The organism is Gardnerella vaginalis, from assembly GCF_040427915.1.
Taxonomy (GTDB): domain Bacteria; phylum Actinomycetota; class Actinomycetes; order Actinomycetales; family Bifidobacteriaceae; genus Bifidobacterium; species Bifidobacterium vaginale_C.
Map to the genome: position 1 here is coordinate 148,748 of NZ_JBETXJ010000002.1, position 24,903 is coordinate 173,650.

At 41.9% G+C, this 24,903-nt stretch carries 20 protein-coding genes; 7 read left to right on the plus strand and 13 right to left on the minus strand.

The window, feature by feature from the left end:
• Nucleotides 1-100: 100 nt before the first annotated feature.
• Nucleotides 101-1,105 carry a G5 domain-containing protein gene (locus ABVC65_RS00680; RefSeq protein WP_004125533.1) on the minus strand — a complete coding sequence of 335 codons (1,005 nt, stop codon included), beginning with the start codon at nt 1,103-1,105 and terminating at the stop codon, nt 101-103.
• Nucleotides 1,106-1,238: 133 nt separating this feature from the next.
• Nucleotides 1,239-1,625: a thioredoxin gene (gene trxA / locus ABVC65_RS00685; protein WP_019261321.1), complete on the minus strand. Its 387-nt coding sequence runs from the start codon at nt 1,623-1,625 to the stop codon at nt 1,239-1,241.
• A 78-nt stretch (nt 1,626-1,703) separates the two neighbouring features.
• Here trxA and serS point away from each other — a divergent pair, with 78 nt between their 5' ends.
• Nucleotides 1,704-2,990, plus strand: coding sequence for a serine--tRNA ligase (gene serS, locus ABVC65_RS00690; RefSeq protein ID WP_004574367.1), 1,287 nt, complete (start codon nt 1,704-1,706; stop codon nt 2,988-2,990).
• A gap of 205 nt (nt 2,991-3,195) precedes the next feature.
• Here the strand turns inward: serS and ABVC65_RS00695 are convergent, their stop codons facing one another.
• From ABVC65_RS00695 to ABVC65_RS00725, 7 genes are all read right to left on the minus strand, one after another.
• Nucleotides 3,196-4,422, minus strand: a complete 1,227-nt coding sequence (locus ABVC65_RS00695) for a UDP-galactopyranose/dTDP-fucopyranose mutase family protein (protein ID WP_353582904.1) — start codon at nt 4,420-4,422, stop codon at nt 3,196-3,198.
• A gap of 56 nt (nt 4,423-4,478) precedes the next feature.
• Nucleotides 4,479-5,621, minus strand: coding sequence for a glycosyltransferase family 2 protein (locus ABVC65_RS00700; RefSeq protein WP_353582905.1), 1,143 nt, complete (start codon nt 5,619-5,621; stop codon nt 4,479-4,481).
• 19 nt (nt 5,622-5,640) lie between these two features.
• On the minus strand, nt 5,641-6,537 hold the full coding sequence (locus tag ABVC65_RS00705) for a glycosyltransferase (RefSeq protein WP_353582339.1): 897 nt from the start codon (nt 6,535-6,537) through the stop codon (nt 5,641-5,643).
• A gap of 1 nt (nt 6,538) precedes the next feature.
• On the minus strand, nt 6,539-7,636 hold the full coding sequence (locus ABVC65_RS00710; protein WP_353582340.1) for an acyltransferase family protein: 1,098 nt from the start codon (nt 7,634-7,636) through the stop codon (nt 6,539-6,541).
• Nucleotides 7,629-9,542 (minus strand): rhamnan synthesis F family protein, encoded by a 1,914-nt coding sequence (locus ABVC65_RS00715; protein WP_353582341.1) that lies wholly within the window; start codon nt 9,540-9,542, stop codon nt 7,629-7,631. The genes ABVC65_RS00710 and ABVC65_RS00715 overlap by 8 nt, the downstream gene beginning before the upstream one ends.
• Before the next feature lie 88 nt (nt 9,543-9,630).
• Nucleotides 9,631-10,917, minus strand: coding sequence for a glycosyltransferase family 2 protein (locus ABVC65_RS00720; protein ID WP_353582342.1), 1,287 nt, complete (start codon nt 10,915-10,917; stop codon nt 9,631-9,633).
• Nucleotides 10,918-11,115: 198 nt separating this feature from the next.
• Nucleotides 11,116-11,952, minus strand: coding sequence for an NAD-dependent epimerase/dehydratase family protein (locus ABVC65_RS00725; RefSeq protein WP_004125561.1), 837 nt, complete (start codon nt 11,950-11,952; stop codon nt 11,116-11,118).
• A gap of 290 nt (nt 11,953-12,242) precedes the next feature.
• On the opposite strand from ABVC65_RS00725, the gene ABVC65_RS00730 reads away from it, so the two are divergent.
• The 5 genes from ABVC65_RS00730 to rfbA all read left to right on the plus strand — a co-directional run bounded on the left by ABVC65_RS00730 (nt 12,243) and on the right by rfbA (nt 17,495).
• Nucleotides 12,243-13,106, plus strand: a complete 864-nt coding sequence (locus ABVC65_RS00730) for an ABC transporter permease (RefSeq protein ID WP_016828537.1) — start codon at nt 12,243-12,245, stop codon at nt 13,104-13,106.
• Nucleotides 13,107-13,153: 47 nt separating this feature from the next.
• Nucleotides 13,154-13,927, plus strand: a complete 774-nt coding sequence (locus tag ABVC65_RS00735) for an ABC transporter ATP-binding protein (RefSeq protein ID WP_016828538.1) — start codon at nt 13,154-13,156, stop codon at nt 13,925-13,927.
• Between the two features lie 67 nt (nt 13,928-13,994).
• Nucleotides 13,995-15,029: a dTDP-glucose 4,6-dehydratase gene (gene rfbB, locus ABVC65_RS00740; RefSeq protein ID WP_004125576.1), complete on the plus strand. Its 1,035-nt coding sequence runs from the start codon at nt 13,995-13,997 to the stop codon at nt 15,027-15,029.
• A 109-nt stretch (nt 15,030-15,138) separates the two neighbouring features.
• Entirely contained in the window at nt 15,139-16,581 is a 1,443-nt protein-coding gene (locus ABVC65_RS00745; protein WP_353582343.1) for a bifunctional dTDP-4-dehydrorhamnose 3,5-epimerase family protein/NAD(P)-dependent oxidoreductase, read from the plus strand.
• 14 nt (nt 16,582-16,595) lie between these two features.
• Complete coding sequence (gene rfbA, locus ABVC65_RS00750) at nt 16,596-17,495, plus strand: glucose-1-phosphate thymidylyltransferase RfbA (RefSeq protein WP_004112125.1); 900 nt, start codon at nt 16,596-16,598, stop codon at nt 17,493-17,495.
• A gap of 57 nt (nt 17,496-17,552) precedes the next feature.
• Here the strand turns inward: rfbA and ABVC65_RS00755 are convergent, their stop codons facing one another.
• The 3 genes from ABVC65_RS00755 to ABVC65_RS00765 form a co-directional block, all read right to left on the minus strand.
• On the minus strand, nt 17,553-18,245 hold the full coding sequence (locus tag ABVC65_RS00755; protein ID WP_353582344.1) for a non-canonical purine NTP pyrophosphatase: 693 nt from the start codon (nt 18,243-18,245) through the stop codon (nt 17,553-17,555).
• Between the two features lie 48 nt (nt 18,246-18,293).
• Nucleotides 18,294-19,058: a ribonuclease PH gene (gene rph, locus ABVC65_RS00760; RefSeq protein ID WP_004123212.1), complete on the minus strand. Its 765-nt coding sequence runs from the start codon at nt 19,056-19,058 to the stop codon at nt 18,294-18,296.
• Between the two features lie 79 nt (nt 19,059-19,137).
• Nucleotides 19,138-21,126 (minus strand): ABC-F family ATP-binding cassette domain-containing protein, encoded by a 1,989-nt coding sequence (locus ABVC65_RS00765; protein WP_353582345.1) that lies wholly within the window; start codon nt 21,124-21,126, stop codon nt 19,138-19,140.
• Nucleotides 21,127-21,222: 96 nt separating this feature from the next.
• On the opposite strand from ABVC65_RS00765, the gene ABVC65_RS00770 reads away from it, so the two are divergent.
• Nucleotides 21,223-22,377 carry a quinone-dependent dihydroorotate dehydrogenase gene (locus ABVC65_RS00770; protein WP_353582346.1) on the plus strand — a complete coding sequence of 385 codons (1,155 nt, stop codon included), beginning with the start codon at nt 21,223-21,225 and terminating at the stop codon, nt 22,375-22,377.
• A gap of 118 nt (nt 22,378-22,495) precedes the next feature.
• Here ABVC65_RS00770 and ABVC65_RS00775 read toward each other — a convergent pair whose 3' ends face one another.
• Nucleotides 22,496-24,886 (minus strand): transglycosylase domain-containing protein, encoded by a 2,391-nt coding sequence (locus ABVC65_RS00775; protein WP_064622908.1) that lies wholly within the window; start codon nt 24,884-24,886, stop codon nt 22,496-22,498.
• Between the last annotated feature and the right edge of the window lie 17 nt (nt 24,887-24,903).

Here is a 24,903-nt window from a genome sequence, read left to right on the forward strand (position 1 = left end):
TCTATAAGTCTACTCTATGAGCCTGTGCGTCTATAAATCTATAATTCTCACAAACTTACAATTGCCGCAAAATTCATAATAGTAGCAAGTATAATACAAATCAGTAGCTTCTATGAGACAACCAATGCCTGTAAGCACCCTGAATGGAACCGTAACGACCATTGCAATAATTCCAGAACCAACGAAGCTGAGTCTGATAATTAGTCGCCCAGTCAGCACCCATAGAAGACATCTTTCTTCCAGGCAAAGCCTGAGGCAAACCGTATGCACCAGAAGGATTCATAGCGTTTACGCGCCAACCTGATTCATGTGAAATAATAAACACTGTAGCAGTAAAATCAGCTTCACTATAACCGTTAGAAAGAAGCCAAGAATGCGCCCACTCCTGCATTTCACCAGCAGGAACTGTAGTACCAATAGAAGATGCAAAATCTGAATCTACGCTAGCTCCACCTGTGCCAACAAGAATGACCTTATCTTTTGGAGCTTGCTTAACAAACGATACAAAAACGTTAGACGAAACAACTTTATCACCTGCGCGAGTAACAATCTTACTTGTTTCCATCACGCCAGGAGCACCCTGATCCTTAACCTTTTCCGTGCCCTTTGGAAGAGCTGCAGTTTCCTTCTTAACCGTGTTAAAAGCAATCGGTTCATCAGAAGTTTCAAGCTTTGCGCCTGCACGCTTAATGGTGATAACCGTTGATTCGGTTACCTTGGAATCAAGTGCAGGCTCTACAACATCATTAGGCTCAAGAGTAATATCTCCAGCTTCTAGAACAGACTTAACGTTTGTAAAATCCGTGCCAAGAACAGTACGATGACTCCCATTGATATTCACAGTTATGTAAGAAGTAGCGCCTTTTTTAACACTTTTAAGCGAATTACGATACGTGCCACGCGAAACCTGATTAGCGGAATCTGTAGCAGAATAAGCAGTTATGTAAGGCTTCGCAGAATGATTCTTTGATGCCGAATAAAAGTTCCTAGACGCAATACCAAGAGTTACTACAGACACAAAACCAACAAAAATCGCTACAATTCTTGCCCACTGACGAACACTCAATGAGGTAAGTGTAACAGTTTTCCTTCGGTGACTTGTCATAACTCTCCTTGGTAGAAGTTAATGCACAAAGCGTAAATCTAAAAATAAATAATCCTCATACAGCTTTTTGCACAAAGTATATATAATTGTAGACTCATGCAAAGAGAATGGCTTAAAATCAAGGTTCTTACTACTATTCCCCATCATTTTCAGATTCACTTGATTCGCTGCCAGAATTACCTTCAGCATCTTTACTAGGATCGTAAGCCTTAGCTTGATTGACTAAATCTTCTAAATCGGCTGGCAACAAAGCCCCAGCTTGACGATAAATAACATCTCCACGTTTGATAACCATAACCGTTGGAACAGCCTTAATCGCCGCAGCACTTGCCAAATCAGGAGACTGGTCTATGTCTACCTTAACGAATGGAACATCGTCAAACTTTTCGCTAACTTGTTCAAAAATAGGACCAAAAGCTCGGCATGGTCCGCACCAAGTTGCCCAAAAATCAACAACAACTATTTCATTAGTACCAGCAATTTTCTCAAAATTATCTTGCGTAGCATGAATAACCGCCATTTTTACCCCTTTTAGTGCAATCACTTATTCATGCCATTATATATGTATCTGTCGCCTTGCGGCACTAGGCTAGAAAACATGCTTGATATCCAATTTATTCGTGAACATGCCGACGTAGTTAAGGAATCGCAGCGCAAGCGTGGCGAGTCCGTTGAGCTCGTCGATGAGGTGCTTCGTGCAGACGACTTGCGCCGCAACAGTTTAAAGGCTTTTGAAGCAGCCAGAGCAGAGCAGAAAGCAATAGGAAAAAAGGTTGCAGCTGCTCAAGATAGCGAGAAAGCCACACTTATTGCTCAGACTAAAGAACTTGCTCAAAAGGTTGCAGAATACAAGGCTGAATCTGAGCAGGCTACTGCCGACTACACTACAGCAATGTGGAAGCTTTCTAACATCGTTGAAGATGAAGCTCCAGAAGGCGGAGAAGATGACTACGTTGTAGTTAAGAAAGTTGGCACTCCTCGCGACTTTGCTGCAGAAGGCTTCGAGCCAAAGGATCATTTGACTCTTGGAACTGGCGTTGCTGGAATTGATATGCGCAGAGGCGTAAAGGTTGCAGGTTCTCGCTTCTACTTCTTGCGCGGTGCTGTGGCTAGATTGCAAATCGCAATGCTTACTATGGCTGTAGACCAAGCCGAAGAGCACGGTTTTACCCTTGCGATTACGCCAACGCTTGTGCGTCCAGAAGTTATGCGCGGAACTGGCTTCTTGAATTCTCACGCGGATGAGATTTATCGCCTGCGCGAGCCAGATGATCAGTATTTGGTTGGTACTTCCGAGGTTGCTTTGGCTGGTATGCACGAGGATGAGATTCTTGACTTAAGCAATGGTGCTTTGCGTTATTGCGGTTGGTCGAGCTGCTACCGTCGTGAAGCTGGTGCTGCTGGAAAGGATACTTCTGGTATTATTCGCGTGCATCAGTTCGATAAGGTAGAAATGTTCGTTTATTGCAAGCAGGAAGATTCTCGCGCTGAGCATCAGAAGTTGCTTGGCATGGAGCAGGAAATGCTTGCTAAGGTGGAAGTGCCTTACCGCATTATTGATACTGCTGCTGGTGACCTTGGTTCTTCTGCCGCTCGTAAGTTTGATTGCGAAGCTTGGGTTCCAACTCAGGGTCGTTACCGTGAGCTTACTTCTACTTCTAACTGCACTGAGTATCAGGCTCGCCGCTTGAATGTTCGCGAACGCATGGAAGATGGCGGAACTCGCCCAGTTAGCACACTTAACGGCACTTTGGCTACTACTCGCTGGCTTGTGGCTATTTTGGAAAATCATCAGCATGAAGATGGTTCGATTGATATTCCAAAGGCTATGCAGGCTTATATGGGTGGCAAAGAAGTTATTGAGCCTACTAAGTGGGAAGCGTGACTTTACTATAGTTTGAGTCTAAATTTTGTATCTTGACACGCGAGATCATTTAGTTTAGTATCAAATAATCTTCTCCTTTTGGGTTATATGTCAAAAAGTGTATAAAACTGTTCTGATGTATGTTCTTGAAATAGAATTTAGTCAGTTTAGTTTCATACACTTTTTGATGTATAGCTCTTTATTTTTATTAATTTATATTTTGCATTTAGTGAGCAATAAGTGGCGCTACTTGCGATTCGTAAGCGCGCAAAGCCATATCAATCACATTGTGCATATCGTAATAGCTGTAAGTGCCTAAACGTCCACCGAAAACAGTGTTAGGCTGCGCTTCCGCAAGCTGCGCATAGCGCGCATACAATGCCTTATCTTCCGCCGTATTCACTGGATAGTAAGGCTCATCTTCGCGAGTTGCAGCGCGAGAATACTCCTGCCACACAACAGTTTCCCCAGCTTTTACGCTTTTGCCCGGCACAAAAGTTGCGCAATCGCCAGCTTCACCACTAGCGACGCCCTCAACCTCCTCACGCTCTGGATTAAAGTTCTTAAACTCAATTGCGCGCGTAAATGGCACATCAGCATCCGAATAGTTCATAACTGGGCAGCCAAAGTGGTCGCTCTCCTGGTAGCGCACTTCCTTAAAATCAACGGTACGCCACTTTAACTCGCCAAGCGCGTAATCAAAATACCTGTCCACTGGCCCCGTATAAACCACTGGCACTCCAGCTTCCGCCAGCGCGCGCTTGTTAAACGGCTGCGATTCGTCGAAAAAGTCCACGCCAAGCGAAACGTGGATACGCGGATCGTCAATCATGCGCTGCATCCAAGCTGTGTAACCGTCAGTAGGCAATCCCTCCCAAGTGTCTTTAAAGTAGCGATTATTGTAGTTAAATCGCACAGGCAAGCGCTTAATAATTCCAGCAGGCAGCTTAGAAGGATCCGTTTGCCACTGTTTTGCCGTGTAATTCTTAATAAACGCCTCGTAAAGCGGACGCCCAATTAGGCTAATACCCTTATCGTTCAAATTTTGCGGATCTTTGCCAGCAAACTCCCCCGCTTGGCTTGCAATCAAAGCCTTCGCTTCTTCTGGCGTGTAATGTGCGTGGAAGAATTGGTTAATCGTACCTAAGTTGATTGGCAACGAATACACTTCGCCGTCGTGTGTTGCGTAAACGCGATGCACGTAGTTAGTAAACGTTGTAAAGCGGTTCACGTAATCCCACACACGCTTGTTGCTTGTGTGAAAAAGATGTGCGCCATACTTGTGAATTTCAATTCCCGTTCGCTCGTCAAAATACGAGTAAGCATTTCCACCAATGTGATTACGCACGTCAATAATCTCAACGCGAGCGCCAGCGCGTTCTGCAGCCTGCTGAGCTACGGTTAAGCCGAACAAGCCTGCTCCAACAACCACTAAATCTGGGTATTCGCTCATTTTTCCACTCATTTCTTGCTTTCTTATTTGCACTTACTCTTCGATTTTTAATTGCATTACTTCATATTTTTGATTTTGCAATCGTAGATTATTTTTTCAAGATTCCTAACACACGCCATAGTAAAACATTGCGCGCGCTGTAAAATCGTAAGCTTTTTAACAGCTGATTTAGCAAATTCTACGTCTTTAGCATAATTTTTTTCGTATATTTTTTGGATTTTTGCGTCGCTATTTTTTCCGCCATTAAGCGTATTTTCCCCACTTTTCAGCGCACATCGCTCATACCTTAAGTTTCCAACCATTGTGTAGTAGCTTCTTGCTGGCACAACGTTGTGTTCTAAGCACAAATCCCAATTTGCTCGCACAGCGTCAATATGATCGTGATAAAAGCCCGCGTCTCGCATTTTATGCGTTACGGAATCCGCGCGTTGCAGCCAGTAATACAGCACTGCGTCCACATGTGCTACGTAATTCATGCGCGAGTACAGCACGCTTGCCATCGCAGTATCTTGCGCAAACTTTCCTTCTGGGAATCGCACTCCTTCCCAAACCTCTCGCTTGTACAGCCTGCACCAATTAGCTTCGTTAAAGTAGCGCGCTTCGCTGTTTTTGCCCAGCTTGTTTCCGATTATTCTAAATATTTTGCAAAATACAGTTTGATACGCTTTTAGCGGATTTTTTACGATTTTTATTTGAGGCATGTTTTCTAAACGCGCGGTTGCTTGCGACTTTTCCGCACCCAAGCTATCCTCATCCAAGCCATGCGCACCCAAACCAGCTTCTTTTTTAATCTGCTCTAAGCTACTTAGCCCGAATTGCTGCCATTTCGCTTTGCTCATACTAGCTCCGCTTTGCAAAATAGCGTTTAGCAAAATCTCAATATTTTGGCAGTCTAAAATATCGTCATTGTCTGCAAACGCTATAAATTCGCCACTTGCCGCATCAAGCCCTGCGTTTTGTGCGCGAGATATTCCGCCGTTTTGTTGGTGTATTACTTTAACTCGCGAATCTTTTGATGCGTAGGAATCGCAAATTTTGCCAGAGTCGTCTTTGGATCCGTCGTCTACTAAAATCAGCTCTATGTTTTTGTACGTTTGCGCAAGAATCGAGTCCACGCATCCACTCAAATATTTTGCAGAATTGTAGACTGGCACGATTATAGAAACTAGCGGATTTTCGTTTTTAGCATAATTTTCCATTGCTATCATTTCTATCCTTTCAAACCGCGTTCTGTTCTGCTTTACAAGATGAGATTTTGCGCATTTGACGAATCTTTTTCTGCCCATCCTTAAATCCGCGTATCATTGCGCGAATTTTCGCAAATTTATTCTTTTCCCACAGCGCAACGAAAATCATATCTCGCACAACTGCACGCAACGACTTAGCATACGAGTATGTTCCCATTTTGTAATCCACTACTTGCATATTTCGCGCTATGTAATACTTGCGATTTGCGTTGTGATTCCACACGATTGGGTGTTTTATAATCAAGTTTATTGAGCGCGCTTTGCCGATTTGGTGTTCCATTATAACGTTTTGGCACTCTACGATTTTCCACCCTGCTCGCACTAGTCGCCTTGAAAAGTCGAAGTCTACTCCGTCGATTTCTAGCCATTCGTCAAATCCGCCGATTTTCTGCCACGCTTCTACGCTTGTTAAGCTTCCAGACGTTATGCATTCGTCTTCGTGGCATTTGCTGTGTAAAATCGTGCCGTCTAAACGGTTTTTTAGCAAAGAACATACAATTGCGATTTTTGAATTTTTTGCATTTTTTTGATTTACAAGATTTCCCTGACTTTCCAGGATTTTCTTGTATTCGCTAATCATGTTGCTTGGCACAACAGAATCGTCGTTAAGCGTTAGCACCCAGTTGAAACCTTGCGATTTTGCCCATTCAAACACTTGCGTTAATGCTTTTGCAAAACCAATATTTTGACTGTTTTTAACTAAAGTCACGTTTGCGTATTTGCTTACAACTTCTTGCAAACTTTTAACATTTTTAGACGCATTGTCTACGATTACTACGCGCTCTACTTGATTGCATAGCGCTTCTAAACACGTGCTTACATCTATTAAAGTTGGATTATAGGTGATTATTCCAGAACAAATACGCATGTTAGTCCAAACTGCGATTCTTGCTGCCGATTTTCACCCAACATTTGCTCACAAAACCAACAATCAACTTTGTAAAACGCTTGAGTATTACAGAAAGCACAAGAATTACCACAAACTCTGCGATTAGCAATCCGTACGCCTGCCAGCGATTAAGCCACGTAGGGTATATTACTGTAAACACTTGCATTATTAACACATGGTGTACCAAAAAAATCTGGTACGAATACGCGGATATAAACTTTGTACACGCGCTTAATGGCTTAAAACTTTTAACAAGTTCGCCAATATAAGAAAGCAGCAAAAATGCTAATATTCCTACAATCGTAACGGCAATATTTCCTTGTAAAGCATGCGTTAATTGTTGCAATGCAAGAATCACAAAAGATATTGCAGCAAGCCAATGCGGCACTTTTTTTATGAACTTTACAAAAATCATGCCAAATACTAATTCTGGCAATCTTGTTGTTAAAAGAATATCAGACGGAACTCGTGGAATCTGGTAAAAAGTAAAGAACACAACTGTTGCAGCGTATAGAGCCATCACAATGCAAACAGTTGCTATTGGCATTTTGTTTACGCCAACTCTTAAAAATGGAAACACTATGTAAAACAGTATTATGAACCCTAAGAACCATTCGCCTAGAACATAAAAAGTTCCTACACCGAATGCAGAAGCATAACCATCCATTCCAAAAAGCGAAAAAATTGCTGTTATTTTATGCCTTGGTACAAAAATATAGCCATTATTGCGAATAAATAGTAAAATATTCGCCACTATGAATGCTACCCAAAACATTGGGTATAGTGTTTTTGCACGCTTTGTGTAGAATGTGCGCAAATCCAGGCTTTCTCTATCCCCGTAGTTGTACATAAGAGCGGCGCCAGAAATAATCAAAAATAGCGATACTCCTAATCCACCAATGTAGATTCCAAACGGTCTATTTACAAAGAACCGCGTTGGCTCCAAATATGGATTGTTGAAATGAGTTACCACAATCAAAATCGCAGCTATTGCGCGAATCCAATCCAAGTAGAAAAGTCGCGGTTTTCTTGCGCGCGTAAGATTTGCTGCAGCTGTATTTACGCTTATATCACTCATCTTCTTTACCTTTACGACCAATGTGCACAATTCTTTGACCTATGTACAAAGTCTTATAAAATACGCGCTTTGCAATACTTCTTAACACTCTTAAAGCAGCGTAACGGAATCGCTTTCCGCGCATTACTTCCCTACAAGTTTCTTCCAAATTGCGTTTAATCCATGGCGTGCTCACAGATTTTGTGAGTTCTCGAACATCGAATTCTAGATTCGTCATTTCTATTCGTGCAAAGTGGTCCGAGAATATGTATGCGTCATAATATCCGTTGGCTTGCGGCACATACCCATATGCTCGCTCTATAAAGTGCAACAACGTTCCGTCTATTTTTAGCGGTTCTGCTGGAAAATCTTCGTAAGTCCACTTTCTATCCAATAGCCCGTGCAGTGCTTTCGTGCGGAACCAGAACATTGTTCCAAGAGGAGCTATAGCGTCTTTGTTTTCGTCTAACGGAACGCTAATTCCTAACGTTTTTTCTAGGAATTTCTTTGTGCCTTCAAAGTTTGGACCCCAAGTGTATGTAAATCCTGGGAAGTAGTCTGCGTGATTTGGCGGCGTTGGCATTGCCATTCCAAGTCGCGGATGCGTTTCAAACAGATTTATAACATTTTGCACATACTCTTTACTTGCAAGAATATTTTCAAAACACTTGTACGCGAATCCGTCGCCTATGCTTCGAGGCGATAATTGCGTGACTTTTTTATCGTGAGCAAAGCATACGTAATCGTACTTCATAAGATCTGCGCCGCCGCCCACTAAGAATGCGCTCACATCTCTACCGCGATTTTCAATTAACCGCACGTCTACGTTATATGGAAGATGTTCCACACGCTGTTTCACGATTTGCTGATTTTCTTTCGATCCTACAGTTAGGATAATATCCGATCCTTCTGGCATAGATTGCACATATTGAATCGTTTTTTCTAGCAAATCCATGTAATACAAGTGCATACACAACGCGACTTTTGGCTTAGCCGTAGATGTTGATGTAGCTGTTGACGAGTTTTCTACAACATGATTTTGCGGCAAAATGTATCGCAAATGAAGATTCTTCATCAAATCTGCCATATTCATGCTTCGCAAAGCATTTTCCCAAATCAAATCCGTGTTGTAATCTGTGTGGTCTTTCAAATACTCGTATAAGTCTAATGCTTGGTTTCCAACAGATTGCGTAGAAACGTCGGAGTAGTCGTGGAAGAAAGACCTGCGCTTAAAAATCGGGCAACGCTTATATTCCACAATCTGCCTTGCAGCATAAGTTATTGGGCCATAAGAATAGCCTTCTAAATCACTCGTATCAACGTATACAGACCACTTGTATCCCTTATCAGCAAATCGCTTTGTAAACACAGATTCATGCAATCCAACCGACTCAAAGTAGCTGTTGATTGGCGGAAGATTATTCCAATAATCCTGAAAATCCTTAGATTGAACAAAACTTTTTCTGTATGCGTGAAAATGCGATTGAATATGCTCTGGCAAATATCCGTACGGACTGTATCCAAACGGATCTCCATTAACTTTATGGAACTTTGTTATGCCCCAAAAATCAAGGTCTTTTGCGTTCATAGCGTTAAACATTTCGCTAAACGGATAAACTGGACCCATAATCGTAGCGTTAAATAACACTACTTCGTCAAACTTTTCCAACTCTGCCCAACCGTAAGAGTCCATTGCGGTTTTGTATGCCCACACGTCAAAACCCTTGTTTTCGCGCAAAATAAACTTGTTCGCATAGCTTTTAAGCATTGCTTTGCTTGGCTCGTCTATTTTTCCGTTTACTACAATCGCAAGCTCGTTAAAGAATGGTTTGAATCCGTCAAGCAGCGTAGACACATAATGGTCTGCGTGACCTTGCGCATCGTAGAAGAAGAAAATGCCCAAGCGCTTTGGATTTTCCAAAATCATGTTATCTCCTGATTTACCCTTAATTATCCTTGATTATTCTATTGTGTAATTTTGTAATTTGTTTAATCGCAAATTTATTTTTTAGACTTTATTTATCATTCTTTGATTTAGTTAAGTTTTTAACCATATTTTTTATCTTTTTTGCAAAACGCTTATAAGCTGGCATTGCATCATAACGTTTTTGCGCTTCGATTTGCAAACGCTTTTGTTCTTCTTCATATTTTTGCTGATGAACCTGCATAATATGCAAAGACATTAAGTCTACTTGCTTATCGTAAGTTGTGTTTTGCGGATCTTTAAAACTATCTGGTTTAATATTTCTATAAACGTTAAGAAGAACATCACATACAGAGCCGTGTTTTATTGTACAATCATCTTCTACAACTTGATTCATAAGGTCTACAAGCTTTTCTAGCACGATTGAGCACGCACGCTCTAATCCCCATGTTTCAATAACAGCGTTTATTGCTTCTTGAAAATCCTCGATTTTTAGTCTTGTAAAGAACTCATCTTTTACTATTTTTAATCCACGATTATCAAACCAGCGTGAGGCTTCTTCAATGGTTTGCTTTCGACTTTTCATCGAAGACTCTTTAGCAAAATCATTAGCAAAATCGTAAACAGTGCTTACAACATCTTTAACACTTTGTTGTTCTACAGTGAATTTTTCAACGCTTATTTTAGATCTTCCAGAAATTCCTCTGCCAATATGGTATTTAAGCGCGCGAAACGCTGTTAAGTCTTTTAAAGTTTGAGCAAAAGATGCAATAGCGAAATATTCGTAAGCATCTTCTGCTTTAGAAAGTCGTGTTGAAACTGTTTTTTTAAACGCATCTCGAACTAAGTCACCTTTAAAAAGCGCTGTTATAACATTCCAAGGTGTCCAATGCGGAAAATCACTAGAAAACGTTGACTTAACAATATTATCGCCAGTTTGATCACCATTATTTTGCGCATACATTTGATCGTAGCTGTATGCAAAATCTTCATCTGATTTGCCTTCTGGATGAATAGAAACACCAAAATGCAATATGTCTGCAGGATTATTAGTAACGTATGAGTAAAGAACTTCGCAAGCTTTAAGCTCAATCTCATCATCTGCGTCAACAAAAAGAACGTAATCCCCAATAGTTTCCTGAACACCGGTTTTACGCGCAACATGTCTGCCGCAATTATGTTCTTTAGCAATAATTTTTACTCTGGAATCTTTCTTTTCGTAATCGCGCAAAATTTGCAAAGTATTATCTGTACTAGCGTCGTCAACAACAATAATCTCAATGTTTTTAAGAGTTTGATTAACAAGAGAATCCATGCACTGCTTAATATACGGCTCCTTGTTATACGCAGGAACCACTATGGAAATTGCAGGATTCATATCGTCTCCATTGCACACTAATCGGTAAAACAGCACAAATCATATCTATTGTACTACTAAACGTAATCCTTATAGCTTGTTGTCACGCATTAAAAACCCGTGTTAATTCTCAAGCTCTTACACTGACCTGTTTTATAAAACAAAAGCCGGGGAAACGTCCCCGGCACTTAGAGCATAATTTTTGTTTATTTTTAGCTCTTATTTAGTATTCATAATCTTTTGGATTTTGCTATTATCTCCCCAAACCGCTGGAGAATCGTATGGCCTATCTGGGAATGCACCATATTCAAGCGAAATATCAAGATTATTCTCGCGAATGTAGCGCTCAACGCGATCTGCAAGCGAAACAGGCTCCCCCGTGCAGCAATTAATTACACCATTTACTTTATCTTGTAAAACGGTTGCAGCAATTTGCTTAGCTAACACGTCTACATTAATAAAGTCGTATTTGTTTTTGCCAGTAGTAAACGGAAAAGTCTTCTTTCCTTCTTGAGCAGCTTGAAGAAGCTTAGAGAAAATAGAGTTTCCACGAGCGTCGTCGCCAACAATGTAGTACGCGCGAATCCATTGAACAGTGGCGTCATACTCTTTGCCCAAAAGCAAAGTAGCTTCACGCAAAGCATTCTTAGAAATGCCATACATAGAAGCTGGCTTGCAAGGCGTGTTCTCGTCAATAGCGCCCTCCCAGTAGCCAACTTCGTGCATAGAGCCCATAACAGCAATCTGCTTTAAGCCACCTTGAAGCATAAGACGAATAAAGCGGTAATGGTTCGATAAATCTTCCATATGCGTGTCTGCAGCATGCTTAAAACCGTTGCGCCAAGCCATGTGCAAGCAAACGTCTGGAGACCCAAGCTTTGTGAACAAATCAGCATCATCGCTAAAAATATTCGCTTCAATACGCGTTGCACGCTCATCAACACCGTCTAAACGCAAATCGGAAGCAATTACGCTAGCACCTGCATCTAAAAGAGCTTTAACAACGTGACGACCAATATACCCACCAGCACCAGTAACAAGAATTCGCTTACTCATAATTTTTCAGTTTAGCAGCGTATAAAAACTTTCAAACATGCCAAAATAAATAGAACAAGATAATCACAAAATAATCACATAAAAATCACAAGATAATCACATAAACAATTAATCTAAAAGCTAAAATTATTACATATTTTTTACGTATAATATCGCGTATAATATTGCGCATAATTTAACAGAATATTTGACCGAATATTGAATCAAATATTGAATCAAATCAATCCCCAAATGTAAACTTAACAAAGTTATACGTGCATACACACTGCAAATTTGTAAGAAAGGCAGCGATGACAACAAAGTCTGACGCCATCTATCACCCTGGTAGAAGCAAAGGTCTGATTGACATTCCAAGATACCTTTATTTGCTTGACTTACTTGTAAAAAAAGAAGTACGCATAAGATATCGCGGTTCTTGGCTCGGTATGGCTTGGACGTACGTAAAGCCAATAACGCAATTTGTAGTGTTCTACGTTGCAATGGGAATTTTCTTAGGCTTAGGCCGCGGAGGCGGAATTCAAGCCTACCCACTGTACCTTTTTAGCGGAATCATAGTAACAAACTTTTTTGTAGAAGCATTCTCTAATTGCACAAGATCAATACTTTCTAATGCTGGCCTAATACAAAAAATCTATCTTCCAAGAGAGCTATTCCCACTTGCATCGCTACGAGTTGCTTTTGTACACTTTTTCCCACAAGTAATCGTGCTTATAATCGGAGCCTTATGCATGGGGTGGATCCCAGATTTTGCAGGCATAATAGTGGCAATAATCGGATTTATTAGCGTGTGCACATTTGCATTTGGTCTTGGATTATTCTTTGGAGCAATCAACGTTTTTTACCGAGATGCAGAAAACATTACAGACCTGGTAGCAATGGTTGCTGTATGGCTTGCACCATGCTTCTACACGTGGCAAATGGTTGCAGCCCACGCACCACGATGGGTTTTAGAAATGTATTATGCAAATCCTATTGCAATAAGCGTTGAAGCATTCCACCGCGGATTCTGGCTAAATGCCACAGATCGCACTTTCCAATTTGCAGGATCTTGGTCTTTAAGACTTTGCGAAAGCCTTGTAGTTGCGTTTGCTGTACTACTTATTGGCGAAATTACATTTAGACATCTTGAAGGCAAGTTTGCTCAAGAAATTTAAGCTTACTAAGATTTGGATTTTACTTTTAAAAGCAGCAGGAGTTATGTATGAATAAGTCTTCCAACACACTTCCAGAAGACGTTGTGCTAAGTGTTTCTAACGTTACTAAACGATTCTCGCTGCGAGCAAATCATTCGATTAAAGAATCGATTGTAAACCTGCTAACACCGCCGTCTAAAAAGCACAAAACACAAAACTTTACTGCTTTAAGCAACGTTAACTTTGATATTAAACGCGGAGAAACCGTTGGACTAATAGGCATGAATGGCTCTGGAAAATCCACTATGCTTAAAATGCTTTCTGGAGTTATGCAACCAGACGAAGGCGAAGTTCGTGTGCGCGGAAGAATCGCAGGACTAATCGAAGTTGGAGCAGGCTTTGCATCTGACTTAACTGGTCGCGAAAACGTGTATCTTAACGGCGCGATACTTGGAATGACAAAAGAAGAGATAGACGATAAATACCAATCAATAGTAGACTTTAGCGAAATAGAGCCTTTTATGGATACAGAAGTTAAGTTCTACTCTTCGGGAATGTTCCTTAGATTGGCGTTTTCTGTGGCAGCCCACAGCGATCCAGATATATTCTTAATCGACGAAATTCTTGCAGTTGGAGACGAAGCTTTTCAACACAAGTGCATAACAAGGCTTAAAGAGCAGCAAAAACGCGGGCAAACAATGGTGATTGTTTCTCACAGCGAAGATCAAATTAAGCAACTTTGCTCCCGTTGCATAGTGCTGTCTCATTCGCACATGATTTACGATGGCCAAACCGAGCCAGCGTTTAACGTAATGCGCGAAAGCTTAAACGAAAAGGCATAAACAAAAATCTTAAACAATAATCGCTTAAACAAAAATCAAAAATAAAAAAGGCATATAAGAGGATATTATGGAAAACATGAGTAACACAACAAACTTTGAGCCAAAAAACATAATTGTAACTGGCGGATGCGGTTTTATTGGGTCTAATTTTGTGCACTACGTAGTGAACAATCACCCAGAAACACACGTAACAGTATTAGACGCGTTAACGTACGCGGGAAATATTGAAAACATTGCAGGATTGCCAGAAGATAGAGTTGACTTTGTGCACGGCAATATTTGCGATGCCGAGCTTTTAGACAAGCTTGTTCCAGGGCACGACGCGATTGTGCACTACGCTGCAGAATCGCATAACGACAACAGCATTGCAAACCCAGAACCATTCCTTAAAACAAACGTTGAAGGCACTTTTAGACTACTCGAAGCAGTTAGAAAATACGGGATTCGCTACCACCACATTTCCACCGATGAAGTGTACGGAGATTTGGCATTAGACGACCCAGCTAAATTCACAGAAGAAACGCCATACCACCCATCCAGCCCTTACAGCTCCACAAAAGCAGCAAGCGATATGCTGGTACGCGCATGGACTCGCACATACGGTTTGCACACAACAATCAGCAATTGCTCAAACAACTATGGACCATATCAGCATGTTGAAAAGTTTATTCCGCGACAAATCACAAATATTCTAGAAGGCATTAAGCCAAAGCTATATGGTCAAGGATTAAACGTTCGAGATTGGATTCACACAGAAGACCACAGTAGTGCTGTTTGGACAATCCTAACAAAGGGAGAGCTTGGAAACACCTACTTGATTGGCGCAAATGGCGAGAAAAACAATATAACGGTTTTGCGCATGATTCTAGAAATGATGGGCAAAGATGCAAACGACTTTGAGCTTGTAAAAGACCGCCCAGGCCACGACCGCCGCTACGCGATTGACAGCACAAAGCTACAAACGCAACTCGGATGGAAGCCAAAGCACACAGACTTTACAACAGGCTTAGAGCAAACAATCAAATGGTACACAGAAAATCGCGCATGGTGGGAAGGCGCTAAAAGCGCGACTGAAGCAAAATACAAAGCTCAAGGGCAGTGATCGCCTAAAAGTCAAGTTTGCTTGTACGCAACTTGTATGCAGTAGTTTGCAAATCTAACAAAAAATCTAGTCGCAAATCTAATCAAAAATAAAGAATTTGTAGGATGCTATGGAATTTGAAAAAGAACTAAGCGTTACAAAAACCAATATTCCAGGTTTAATCGTGTTCGATCTTCCAGTACACGGAGATAACCGCGGATGGTTCAAAGAAAACTGGCAGCGCGCCAAAATGACGGCTTTAGGATTGCCAGACTTTGGGCCTGTACAAAACAACATTTCGTTCAACGAAAAACGCGGAGTAACCAGAGGCATCCACGCAGAGCCATGGGATAAATACATAAGCATTGCTACTGGCGAAGTATTTGGAGCATGGGTAGATTTAAGACCAGGTCAAAGCTTCGGTCAAGTGTACACAACCACACTAAACCCTAGCAAAGCAATCTACGTGCCTAGAGGCGTAGGAAACAGCTTCCAAGCTTTGCAAGATGGCACAGCATACACGTACTTAGTAAACGCACATTGGTCGCTAGAGCAAAAGAAAACATACACTTTTGTAAACCTTGCAGACCCAGATTTACACATTAATTGGCCAATACCTTTAGAAGAATCCGAGCGAAGCGAAGCTGACTTACATCACCCAATGCTAAAAGACGCCAAACCAATGGCACCAAAACGCACTCTTGTAACTGGATGCAACGGTCAACTTGGTCGCGCAATACAAAACTATGCTAAAGAGCATGATTTAGAAGGATTTGAGTACGTAGACTTAGATAGCTTCAACATAGCAAATAAAGACGATTACAGCCGCTACGACTGGGATTTGTACGGAACGATTATTAACACAGCAGCATACACGTCTGTAGACGGCGCACAAACGCCACAAGGAAGACGAGACGCGTGGAATAGCAACGTTAAAGGAGTGGCAAATCTTGCAAAAATAGCACAAGAACACCACATCACTCTTGTGCACATTTCAAGCGACTATGTTTTTGACGGCACTCAAGAAAATCACAAAGAAAACGAAGAATTTGCGCCACTAGGCGTGTACGGCGAAACAAAAGCTGCAGCAGACGCTCTAGTAGCAAATGTTCCACAGCATTATATTATTCGCTCAAGTTGGATTGTTGGAGAAGGACGAAACTTTGTAACGCGCATGATTGACTTTGCGAACCGTTGCAAAAATGGCGAATCTGTTAGCGTTCAAGCTCCAATAGACCAAACTGGAAGACTCACTTTTGCAAGCGACTTAGTAAAAGGCATGTTCCATCTTCTAAACACGCAATCGCAATACGGAACATACAATCTTACAGGATCAGGCAGAATCGCGTCTTGGCACGATATTGCTCAAAAAGTGTTTACACAACTTAATGTAGACACAAGCAAAATCGAAGCAAACCGAGTAGACGATTACACGCGAACATCTAATGGTTCTCCTAGACCACACAAGTGCGCGCTTGACTTGCAAAAAATCGAGTCCACTGGATTTGCGCCAGCCAATTGGGAAGATTTGCTTGAATCTTACGTAAATAGAATTGAACAAAACAACAAGTAAAGGATGTTTCAAAGATGAAAGGCATTATTCTTGCTGGCGGTTCTGGCACACGCCTATACCCACTTACTACCGTAACGTCTAAGCAGCTTTTGCCAGTGTACGACAAGCCAATGGTGTACTACCCTCTTAGCGTACTTATGATGGCTGGAATCCGAGATATTCTTGTGATTTCTACTCCTCAAGACTTGCCTAATTTTGAAAGGCTGCTTGGAAGCGGAGAACAATTTGGAATCAACTTATCTTACAAAGTTCAGCCATCGCCAGACGGTCTTGCTCAAGCATTTATACTCGGAGAAGAGTTCATAAACGGCGATTCATGCGCGCTAGTACTTGGAGACAATATATTCTACGGAAATGGCTTGGGAGCCATTCTAAAGCACGCTGCACGCGTAGAACACGGCGCTACAGTCTTTGGCTACTACGTAGACGACCCAGAAAGATACGGCGTTGTGGAATTTGATGAAAATCATAAAGCCGTTAGCATAGTAGAAAAACCAGAACACCCAGCATCTAACTATGCTGTTACAGGATTATACTTCTACGATTCCAGAGTTACAGAGTTTGCAAAACAAGTTAAGCCGAGTGCGCGCGGAGAGCTTGAGATTACAGACCTTAACAAAATGTACTTAGAAAATGGCTCGCTAAACGTTATGACTCTTGGTCGCGGATACGCGTGGCTAGACACTGGCACAATGGACTCGCTTTACGAAGCGGGCGAATTTGTGCGCACAATAGAGCGAGCGCAAGGGCTGCCAATCGCAGTGCTTGAGGAGATTGCGTACGAAAACCAGTGGATTAGTCGCGAGCGCTTACTTGAGTCGGCAGAAAAATATGGTAAAAGCAATTATGGCAAGCACTTAAAGCAGGTTGCTGAAAATCGCATTATCATATCTAAAGATTTGTTCACGGATTAAAAATCACAAATCCAATTTTACAAATCAACTAGTTTACCTCTGGTTTATTTAGTTTATTTACTTAATTTGCCCAGTAAACATCGCTTTTAACTCTGGTAAAAGCGCTCGTAACGCACTACCCCTGTGTGAAATGGCGTTCTTTTCTTCTTGACTAAGCTGAGCACTTGTCAAATCCTGCATTTGAATGCCATTTCTAACAGGCTGATTGTCTGGCACAAAAAGCGGATCGTAACCAAAACCACTCTCTCCGCGTGGAGCTCTAATCAGTCTACCAACCATTTCTCCAACGCGAACAGTTTCAAAACCATTTGTTTTCCACAGAGTGTTTTCAAGTTCTGTTTCACCACAACCCTTAGGAATGGCTAAAGCTGCAGCACAGCGGAATCGTGCTGTTCTACACTGATCTGGAATGTCTTCAAGCTGTTTAAGCAAAAGTTCATTATTCGCCTTGTCATCTCCGTGAACACCGCTCCAACGCGCAGACAATATTCCTGGAGCAGCTCCGAGAACATCTACAATCAAACCTGAATCATCTGCTATTGCAGGCAAACCAGTTCTTAAAGAAACATCTCTAGCTTTAATTAGCGCATTTTGCTCAAAAGTCACACCTGTTTCTACCGGGTCTGGAAGCCCAAGAGAACCTGCTGTAACAAGCTCAATATTTTCCGATATCTCATCAAATTCTTCGTTTAAAATACGCTTAATTTCAACGAGTTTACCCTCATTATGCGTTGCCACAACAAGTCTCACGCTCGCCACTCCTTGGTAATTTATCGAACAAACAGATATAAACTTTATTTAATTTTGACTTAAAGCAGCGCGCTGAGCAGACTGAAGCTCACGATTACCTTTAGCTGCCAAATCAAGCAAAACATTAAGCTCATCGCGATTAAACGGGCGATGCTCAGCTGTGCCCTGAATCTCAATAAAATTGCCAGAACCAGTCATAGCAACATTCATATCTGTCATTGCTTGACTATCTTCCACATACGGCAAATCAAGCATTGGAGTGCCATTAATCACGCCAACAGAAACAGCAGAAACAGAGTCTTTAAGAACGTTTTTAGCGCTACGAATATGCTTGTGCTTTTCTGCCCAATTCAAAGCATCTACAAGAGCAACATATGCGCCTGTAATCGAAGCCGTGCGCGTGCCGCCATCTGCTTGAAGAACATCGCAATCAATTTGAATAAGGCACTCGCCCATTGCCTTCATGTCTATAACACCTCTAAGGCAGCGACCAATAAGGCGACTAATCTCATGCGTTCTTCCACCGATTTTCCCCTTAACAGATTCGCGATCAGTGCGCTCAGCTGTTGCCCTTGGAAGCATTGAGTATTCAGCGGTAACCCAACCTAAACCAGTATCTCGCCTCCATCGCGGAACTCCAATAGTAAAAGTGGCAGTGCACATAACACGCGTGTTACCACACTCGATTAAAACAGAGCCTTCTGGGACATTGGTAAAATTGCGAGTTATTTTTACTGGACGCAACTCATCTACGTCTCTTCCATCAAAACGAATAGGTTTTACTGATTCCAACATATCCTTAATCTGAGCCATAATTCAACAATCTAGCACGCGGCATTAATCTTGTGCCAAATCGTGCTACAAAAACTGTAATATTTTGGATACTTTTGCATCAAATCTGCTCGCTAAGCTCAAGCCACTCTTCTTCTAACGCGCTCGACTCACTTTGATTCGCCTGCAACTTCTCATTAAGATTCTGCAAGCCTACAAAATCACTTGGATCATGGCTAGCCATTTTCTGCTCAATCTCGTTTTTTTCTTCCTCAAGCTTTTCCAATTTTCGCTCTATTGCTGAAACTCTTCTAGTAGCATCGTAATAAGCTTTTCCGCTTAATTTTGTTTCAGACTTTCGATCAGAATCTAATTCAATTCCTTCTTTAGACTCGGATTTCGTCTCAGATTCTGACACAAAACCTGCCTTAGACTCTTGCATATTTGCACGCTCGTAGTCTTCCATAATCTTTAAATATTCATCAACTCCACCTGGAAGATGACGAATTTTCCCATCAATAAGAGCAAATTGCTGGTCTGTTACACGCTCAAGCAAGTATCTGTCGTGAGATACAACAATCAAAGTACCTGGCCAAGTGTCAAGTAAATCTTCCATAACAGCAAGCATGTCCGTATCCAAGTCGTTTCCTGGCTCGTCCATTATCAACACGTTTGGCTCGTTTAAAAGAATCAGAAGCAACTGCATACGACGTTTTTGACCACCAGAAAGATCTGCTATTGGCGTCATAAGTTGTTCAGGCTTAAACCCAAGTCTTTCCATAAGTTGACCAGGAGTCACTTCTTTGCCGTCGATTATGTAGCTTGGTTTATATCTGCTCAAAACCTCTTTAACCTTATATTTTCCAAGCTTTTCAAGTTCTTCCAAACGTTGAGACAACACAGCAAACTTTACAGTTTTACCAATGTTTACATGTCCTTTAGTCGGATGCAAAGAGCCATCTATTATGTTCAAAAGCGTTGATTTTCCAGCACCATTCGCACCAACTATGCCAAATCTGTCTCCTGGACCTATCAGCCACGTTTGATTGTCTAAAAGCATACGACCTGTAATAGTTTTTTGCGATGCTGCACATGTTTCTTTTAATGGTGCTTCTGGCGATTCTTCTACAGAAATCGTAACGCTACCAACATGTGTAGGCTGAGAAAATGGTGATTTTACAATATCTGCATCGGCTCCAGCAGGATTTGACGAATCTTCAAAAATTTGCGTAACATCAATCAAATCAACAACTTGCTTACCAAGACGAGAAGTTGCCATTCTTTTTAGCTCAAGAGTATCTCGCATAGGTGGAACATCTGCTATAAGCTCGCGAGCCTGCTTAACGTGAAACTTTTGCTTAGTAGAACGCGCGCGAGCACCTCTAGAAAGCCACGCAAGCTCTTTACGCGCCAAATTCCGCCTGCGCTCCTCGCGAACATCCGCCTGACGTTCGCGCTCAACACGTTGCATCATGTACGCACTGTATCCGCCTTCAAACGGGTCGATTGCTCCATCGTGAACTTCCCACATAGAAGAGCAAACTTCGTCTAAAAACCACCTGTCGTGCGTAACGAGCAAAAGCGCGCCCTGCCCGTCTTGCCACCTGTGCAAAAGATGCTCTGCGAGCCAATGAATTGTGAGCACATCAAGATGATTCGTAGGCTCATCCAAAGCCAAAATATCCCAATCATGCAACAGCAACCTAGCCAAATCCGCACGCCTACGCTGACCTCCAGAAAGCGTACCAACTTTAGCTTCAAGATTGATTCCGCCAAGAAGAGCCTCAACAATTTCGCGAGACTTTGAATCAGCAGCCCACTCATAATCCTGTCGATTCTCCAATGCAGCTTGGCGAACTGTAGCATTATCGTCCAGTGGATCTCGCTGGCTTAAAATGCCAAATGTCAATCCGCTTCTACGCGTAACTCTGCCAGAATCTGGGTCCATACTACCCTCAAGAAGCTTAAGAAGAGTGGATTTTCCGTCTCCGTTTTTTCCAACAATTCCTATACGGTCTCCCTCAAAAACACCTTGAGTCACATTTCTAAAAATAGTTTTTGTTGCAAATTCAAGCGATACGCGTTCGAGTCCCAAATCATAAGTAGGCATAACTCACAAATATAGCTGTGCTGCTATACCATTCGCAAAAATTCACGACTTTGTAGTAAAAATTGCAAAATGCTCAAAGTTGTATAGTATTGAGTTATGAGTTATGTATCTGAAAATTCTTTACACAATGCTGTGAACAAAGCTGCAACAGACTTATTCACCTTTAGCTATAAGCATGTAATTAAGCCGCACTTAGTGTTTAACATTCCGCCAGACGAAGCTCACGATCGCATGATCACTTTCTGCAAGACGAGTGAACGCATACCAGGATTAATGTGGATGCTCAGAGAAATGTTAGACTACACGGATCCAATTTTAGAAACGCGAATTATGGGAGTGGATTTTGCGAATCCATTTGGCTTAAGCGCAGGACTCGATAAAAACTGCGACTTATGCACTGTTCTAGACAATGCTGGTTTTGGTTTTGAAACAGTAGGCTCTACAACTGCTCGCCCATGCGAAGGAAACGCTAAACCTTGGTATCATAGGCTTCCGCAATATGATTCTCTTCTTGTTCATGCCGGTCTTGCTAACGACGGTAGCGAGTTTGTGATTCCTAGAGTGGAAAAAGCGTGGACTAATGCTAAAAGCATGCGTGTTTCTGTAAGCATTGCGCGCACCAATGATAATCTTGTTGGCGATTTAGACGAAGGTATTGAAGATTATCGCATATCTATGGATCGAGCAAGTGGTAAAAGCTCCATGATTGAGGTTAACATTTCTTGTCCAAACACTATGGCTGGCGAGCCTTTTAGTGATCCAGAAGCTTTAGATAAGCTTTTTAATGTTTTAGATAAAGTTGATCGCCCTCAACCAACTCTTGTAAAAATGCCTTTGAATCTAAAAGGCGGATGGCCTCAATTTAAATCTTTGCTTGACGTTTTGAGCACGCATAAAGTTGATGGCTTGAGCATTGCAAATTTGCGCAAGAATCGAGATGGACTAGACATTCCTGCAGATTGGAAAGGTGGAATCTCAGGGGCTCCAACATTTGCCGCAAGTAATGAGCTTATTAAGCGAACTAGAAGCGAGTTCGGATCTCGCTTTGCTATTGCTGGAATAGGTGGCGTATTTACTGCAAAACAAGCTTATGAAAAGATTAGAAGTGGAGCTGACCTAGTTATGTTCGTTTCTTCTCTTATGTATAGAGGTCCTCAACAAATAACTGTTCTAAAGCGCGGACTTGCTGATTTACTCAGAAAAGATGGGTTTGAAACAGTTAAAGATGCAGTTTCAGCTGATGTAGATTAAAAAAAAAACCAGAATAGATAACAATAAATTACAATAAATCAGCTGGTATCGAAGTATTCGCACAATACCTCAATGCCAGCTGATTTTTTAATAATATTTTCAACTAACCAGATGAAGCTTAATTACCGTCAGAAGATGCGTCTCCTGTTCTATCCGTATTACCGTACGTAGAACCAGAAGATGTACTCGTTCTTCCATCGCCAGTAACCGACGATCCACCAGTCGCAGGATCTGTCGAAGCCGCACCCTGATTTGCCTGAGCCTGAGCCTGATCTTGAGCCGCCTGTCTACGAGCATCCTCATCGCGCTTACGCTGCTGCTCTGCATAATCTTCCTGACGCATTTGCGGAGTTAATGACGGCATTTTTCCGCCAGCCATATACTTTGGATCTGGTTTTCCGTAATCGTTATCCATAGGCGTGTTAGATGCCTTTAGGTACGTATCCATAAACTTTTTCCAAGCAGGCATACCAATGTAGGTACCATACCATGTGCTGTGGTAGACGCCATTAATTCTCATATTGCTAAAGCTCTTTTGTACTTCCGCATTTCCAACGGCAACAAAAGCAGAAACCTTATTTGGCACAAATCCAGCAGTAGTCATGTAGTATTGCTCGTTCGTACCTGTTTTAGCAAAAGTCTTACGACCGCCTTCTAGTTGCGCGCCATGAGCAACACCACTTGGCTGAACAACACCTTGATTCATAGCGTATGCAACAGTTTGAGCAATCTTCTTTGGAATAGCTTGATGGCAATGCGCACTAGGAACACGAAGTCGCTTGCCATTTTTGTCTACTACTCGCTTAATTGCTATAGGATCACATTGAACACCATTAGCGCCAATAGTTGCAAAAACATTAGCCATTGTTAGCGGCGAAGCTTGCACAGCACCAATCAACATAGGAGGATTGAACGAGTTCTTAGAGAACACATCTTCTTGACCCAGTGGCGAATTGTGATACCCAAGTGTTTTCGCAGCCTCTGCCACTGCACACAGCTTAAGCTGAGCACCCATAGCAGCCTGAATAGTGTTATGAGAATGAACAAGACCCATTAAAGGCGTTTCTGGGCTAACACTACCGCCACCAGAGTTTTGAACAGACCAGCGGCCAATTCCACGATACCTTGCGCAAGAAAAATCAGTGTTGTTATAAAGCATGCTTGTTCTTAGAGGCTGATTAATCGACTTTCCAGCAAGCAGCCAAGCAACAATGTTAATTGGCTTCCACGTAGAACCAATCTGCCAGCCTAAGCCGCCGCCGTCTCGCTCGTCTACAGCGTAGTTAATCGCAGTGTGCGTAGGGTCTGATTTTGCTGCATCTGTAGCATCGTAAATACGGTTGCTTCCAAATCCAAGTACTTCTCCAGTTCCAGGTTTAATAGCAGCAATCGAAACTTCAAAACCGCTTGGATCGTTTATTGGAACAGTAGCCCTAGCTGTATCCATTGCAGAAGAGTTTGCAAGAATATCCATTGTTGTGTAAATGTCTAATCCGCCTTCGTTAAGCAGCTTCTGCCTTGCTACAGTTGTTTTGCCAAATTCTCTAGAATTCAAGATTTTCTTAGTAACATAATCACAGAAGAATGCTGCATCTCCAGCAGCCTGGCAACCGACGTTAGCAACTTCATGCTGAATATTAAGAGTGCTTTTAATTGGTGTTGCAACCGCATCATCATGTTCTTTTTGACTTATAAAGTTTTGTCGAAGCATTAAATCAAGAACTATATTTCTTTGCTTCTGTGATTCAGGCTGATTTTCTTCAATAGAAGGATCGTACCTAGAAGGATTCTTTGTGATTGCTGCAATAGTCGCAGCTTGAACAAGATTAAGATTGGCTGCAGTGGTATTAAAATAGCGTTTTGCAGCAGTTTCTACACCGTAAAGATTATTACTACCAAACTGTGCAACGTTTAAATATCCCTGTAAAATCTCTAGCTTAGAGTATTTTTTCTCCATTTGTATTGCGATTAACATTTCTCGCAATTTTCTAGCAACAGTACTTTCTGCAGCATGATATTCCGAAATAGGATCATTGTCTTCTCTAGCTTTGATCATAAGAACATTCTTAACGTATTGCTGTGTTAAAGACGATCCACCTTGCATATCAGACTTTTTAATAAACGTTTGCACAAACGCACGCATAACGCCTTGCACATCAACGCCTGAATGTTCAAAGAATCTACGATCCTCACGCGCAACCATTGCCTGCTGCATGTATTGCGATATGCGTCTTAATGGCACAACAGTGCGATTTTGAGCATAAAATGTTGCTATAACTGTTTTGCCATCAGAAGCGTATAAACGCGACTTTTGAGGTAAAGCCGTAACGTCAAAATCAATGCCATCAACTCTAAGAGAAGGCACAACAGACTTGACCACACTGTTTACGCTCATCACTCCTGGCACAAATAAAATACTTGATACTACACCACCTGCAACACACAATGTGATGTACGTAAGAAACAGTGCTAACACGCGACGAGTTGTGAGGGATTTCTTCTTAGGCATGCGAACTATTCTAGAGG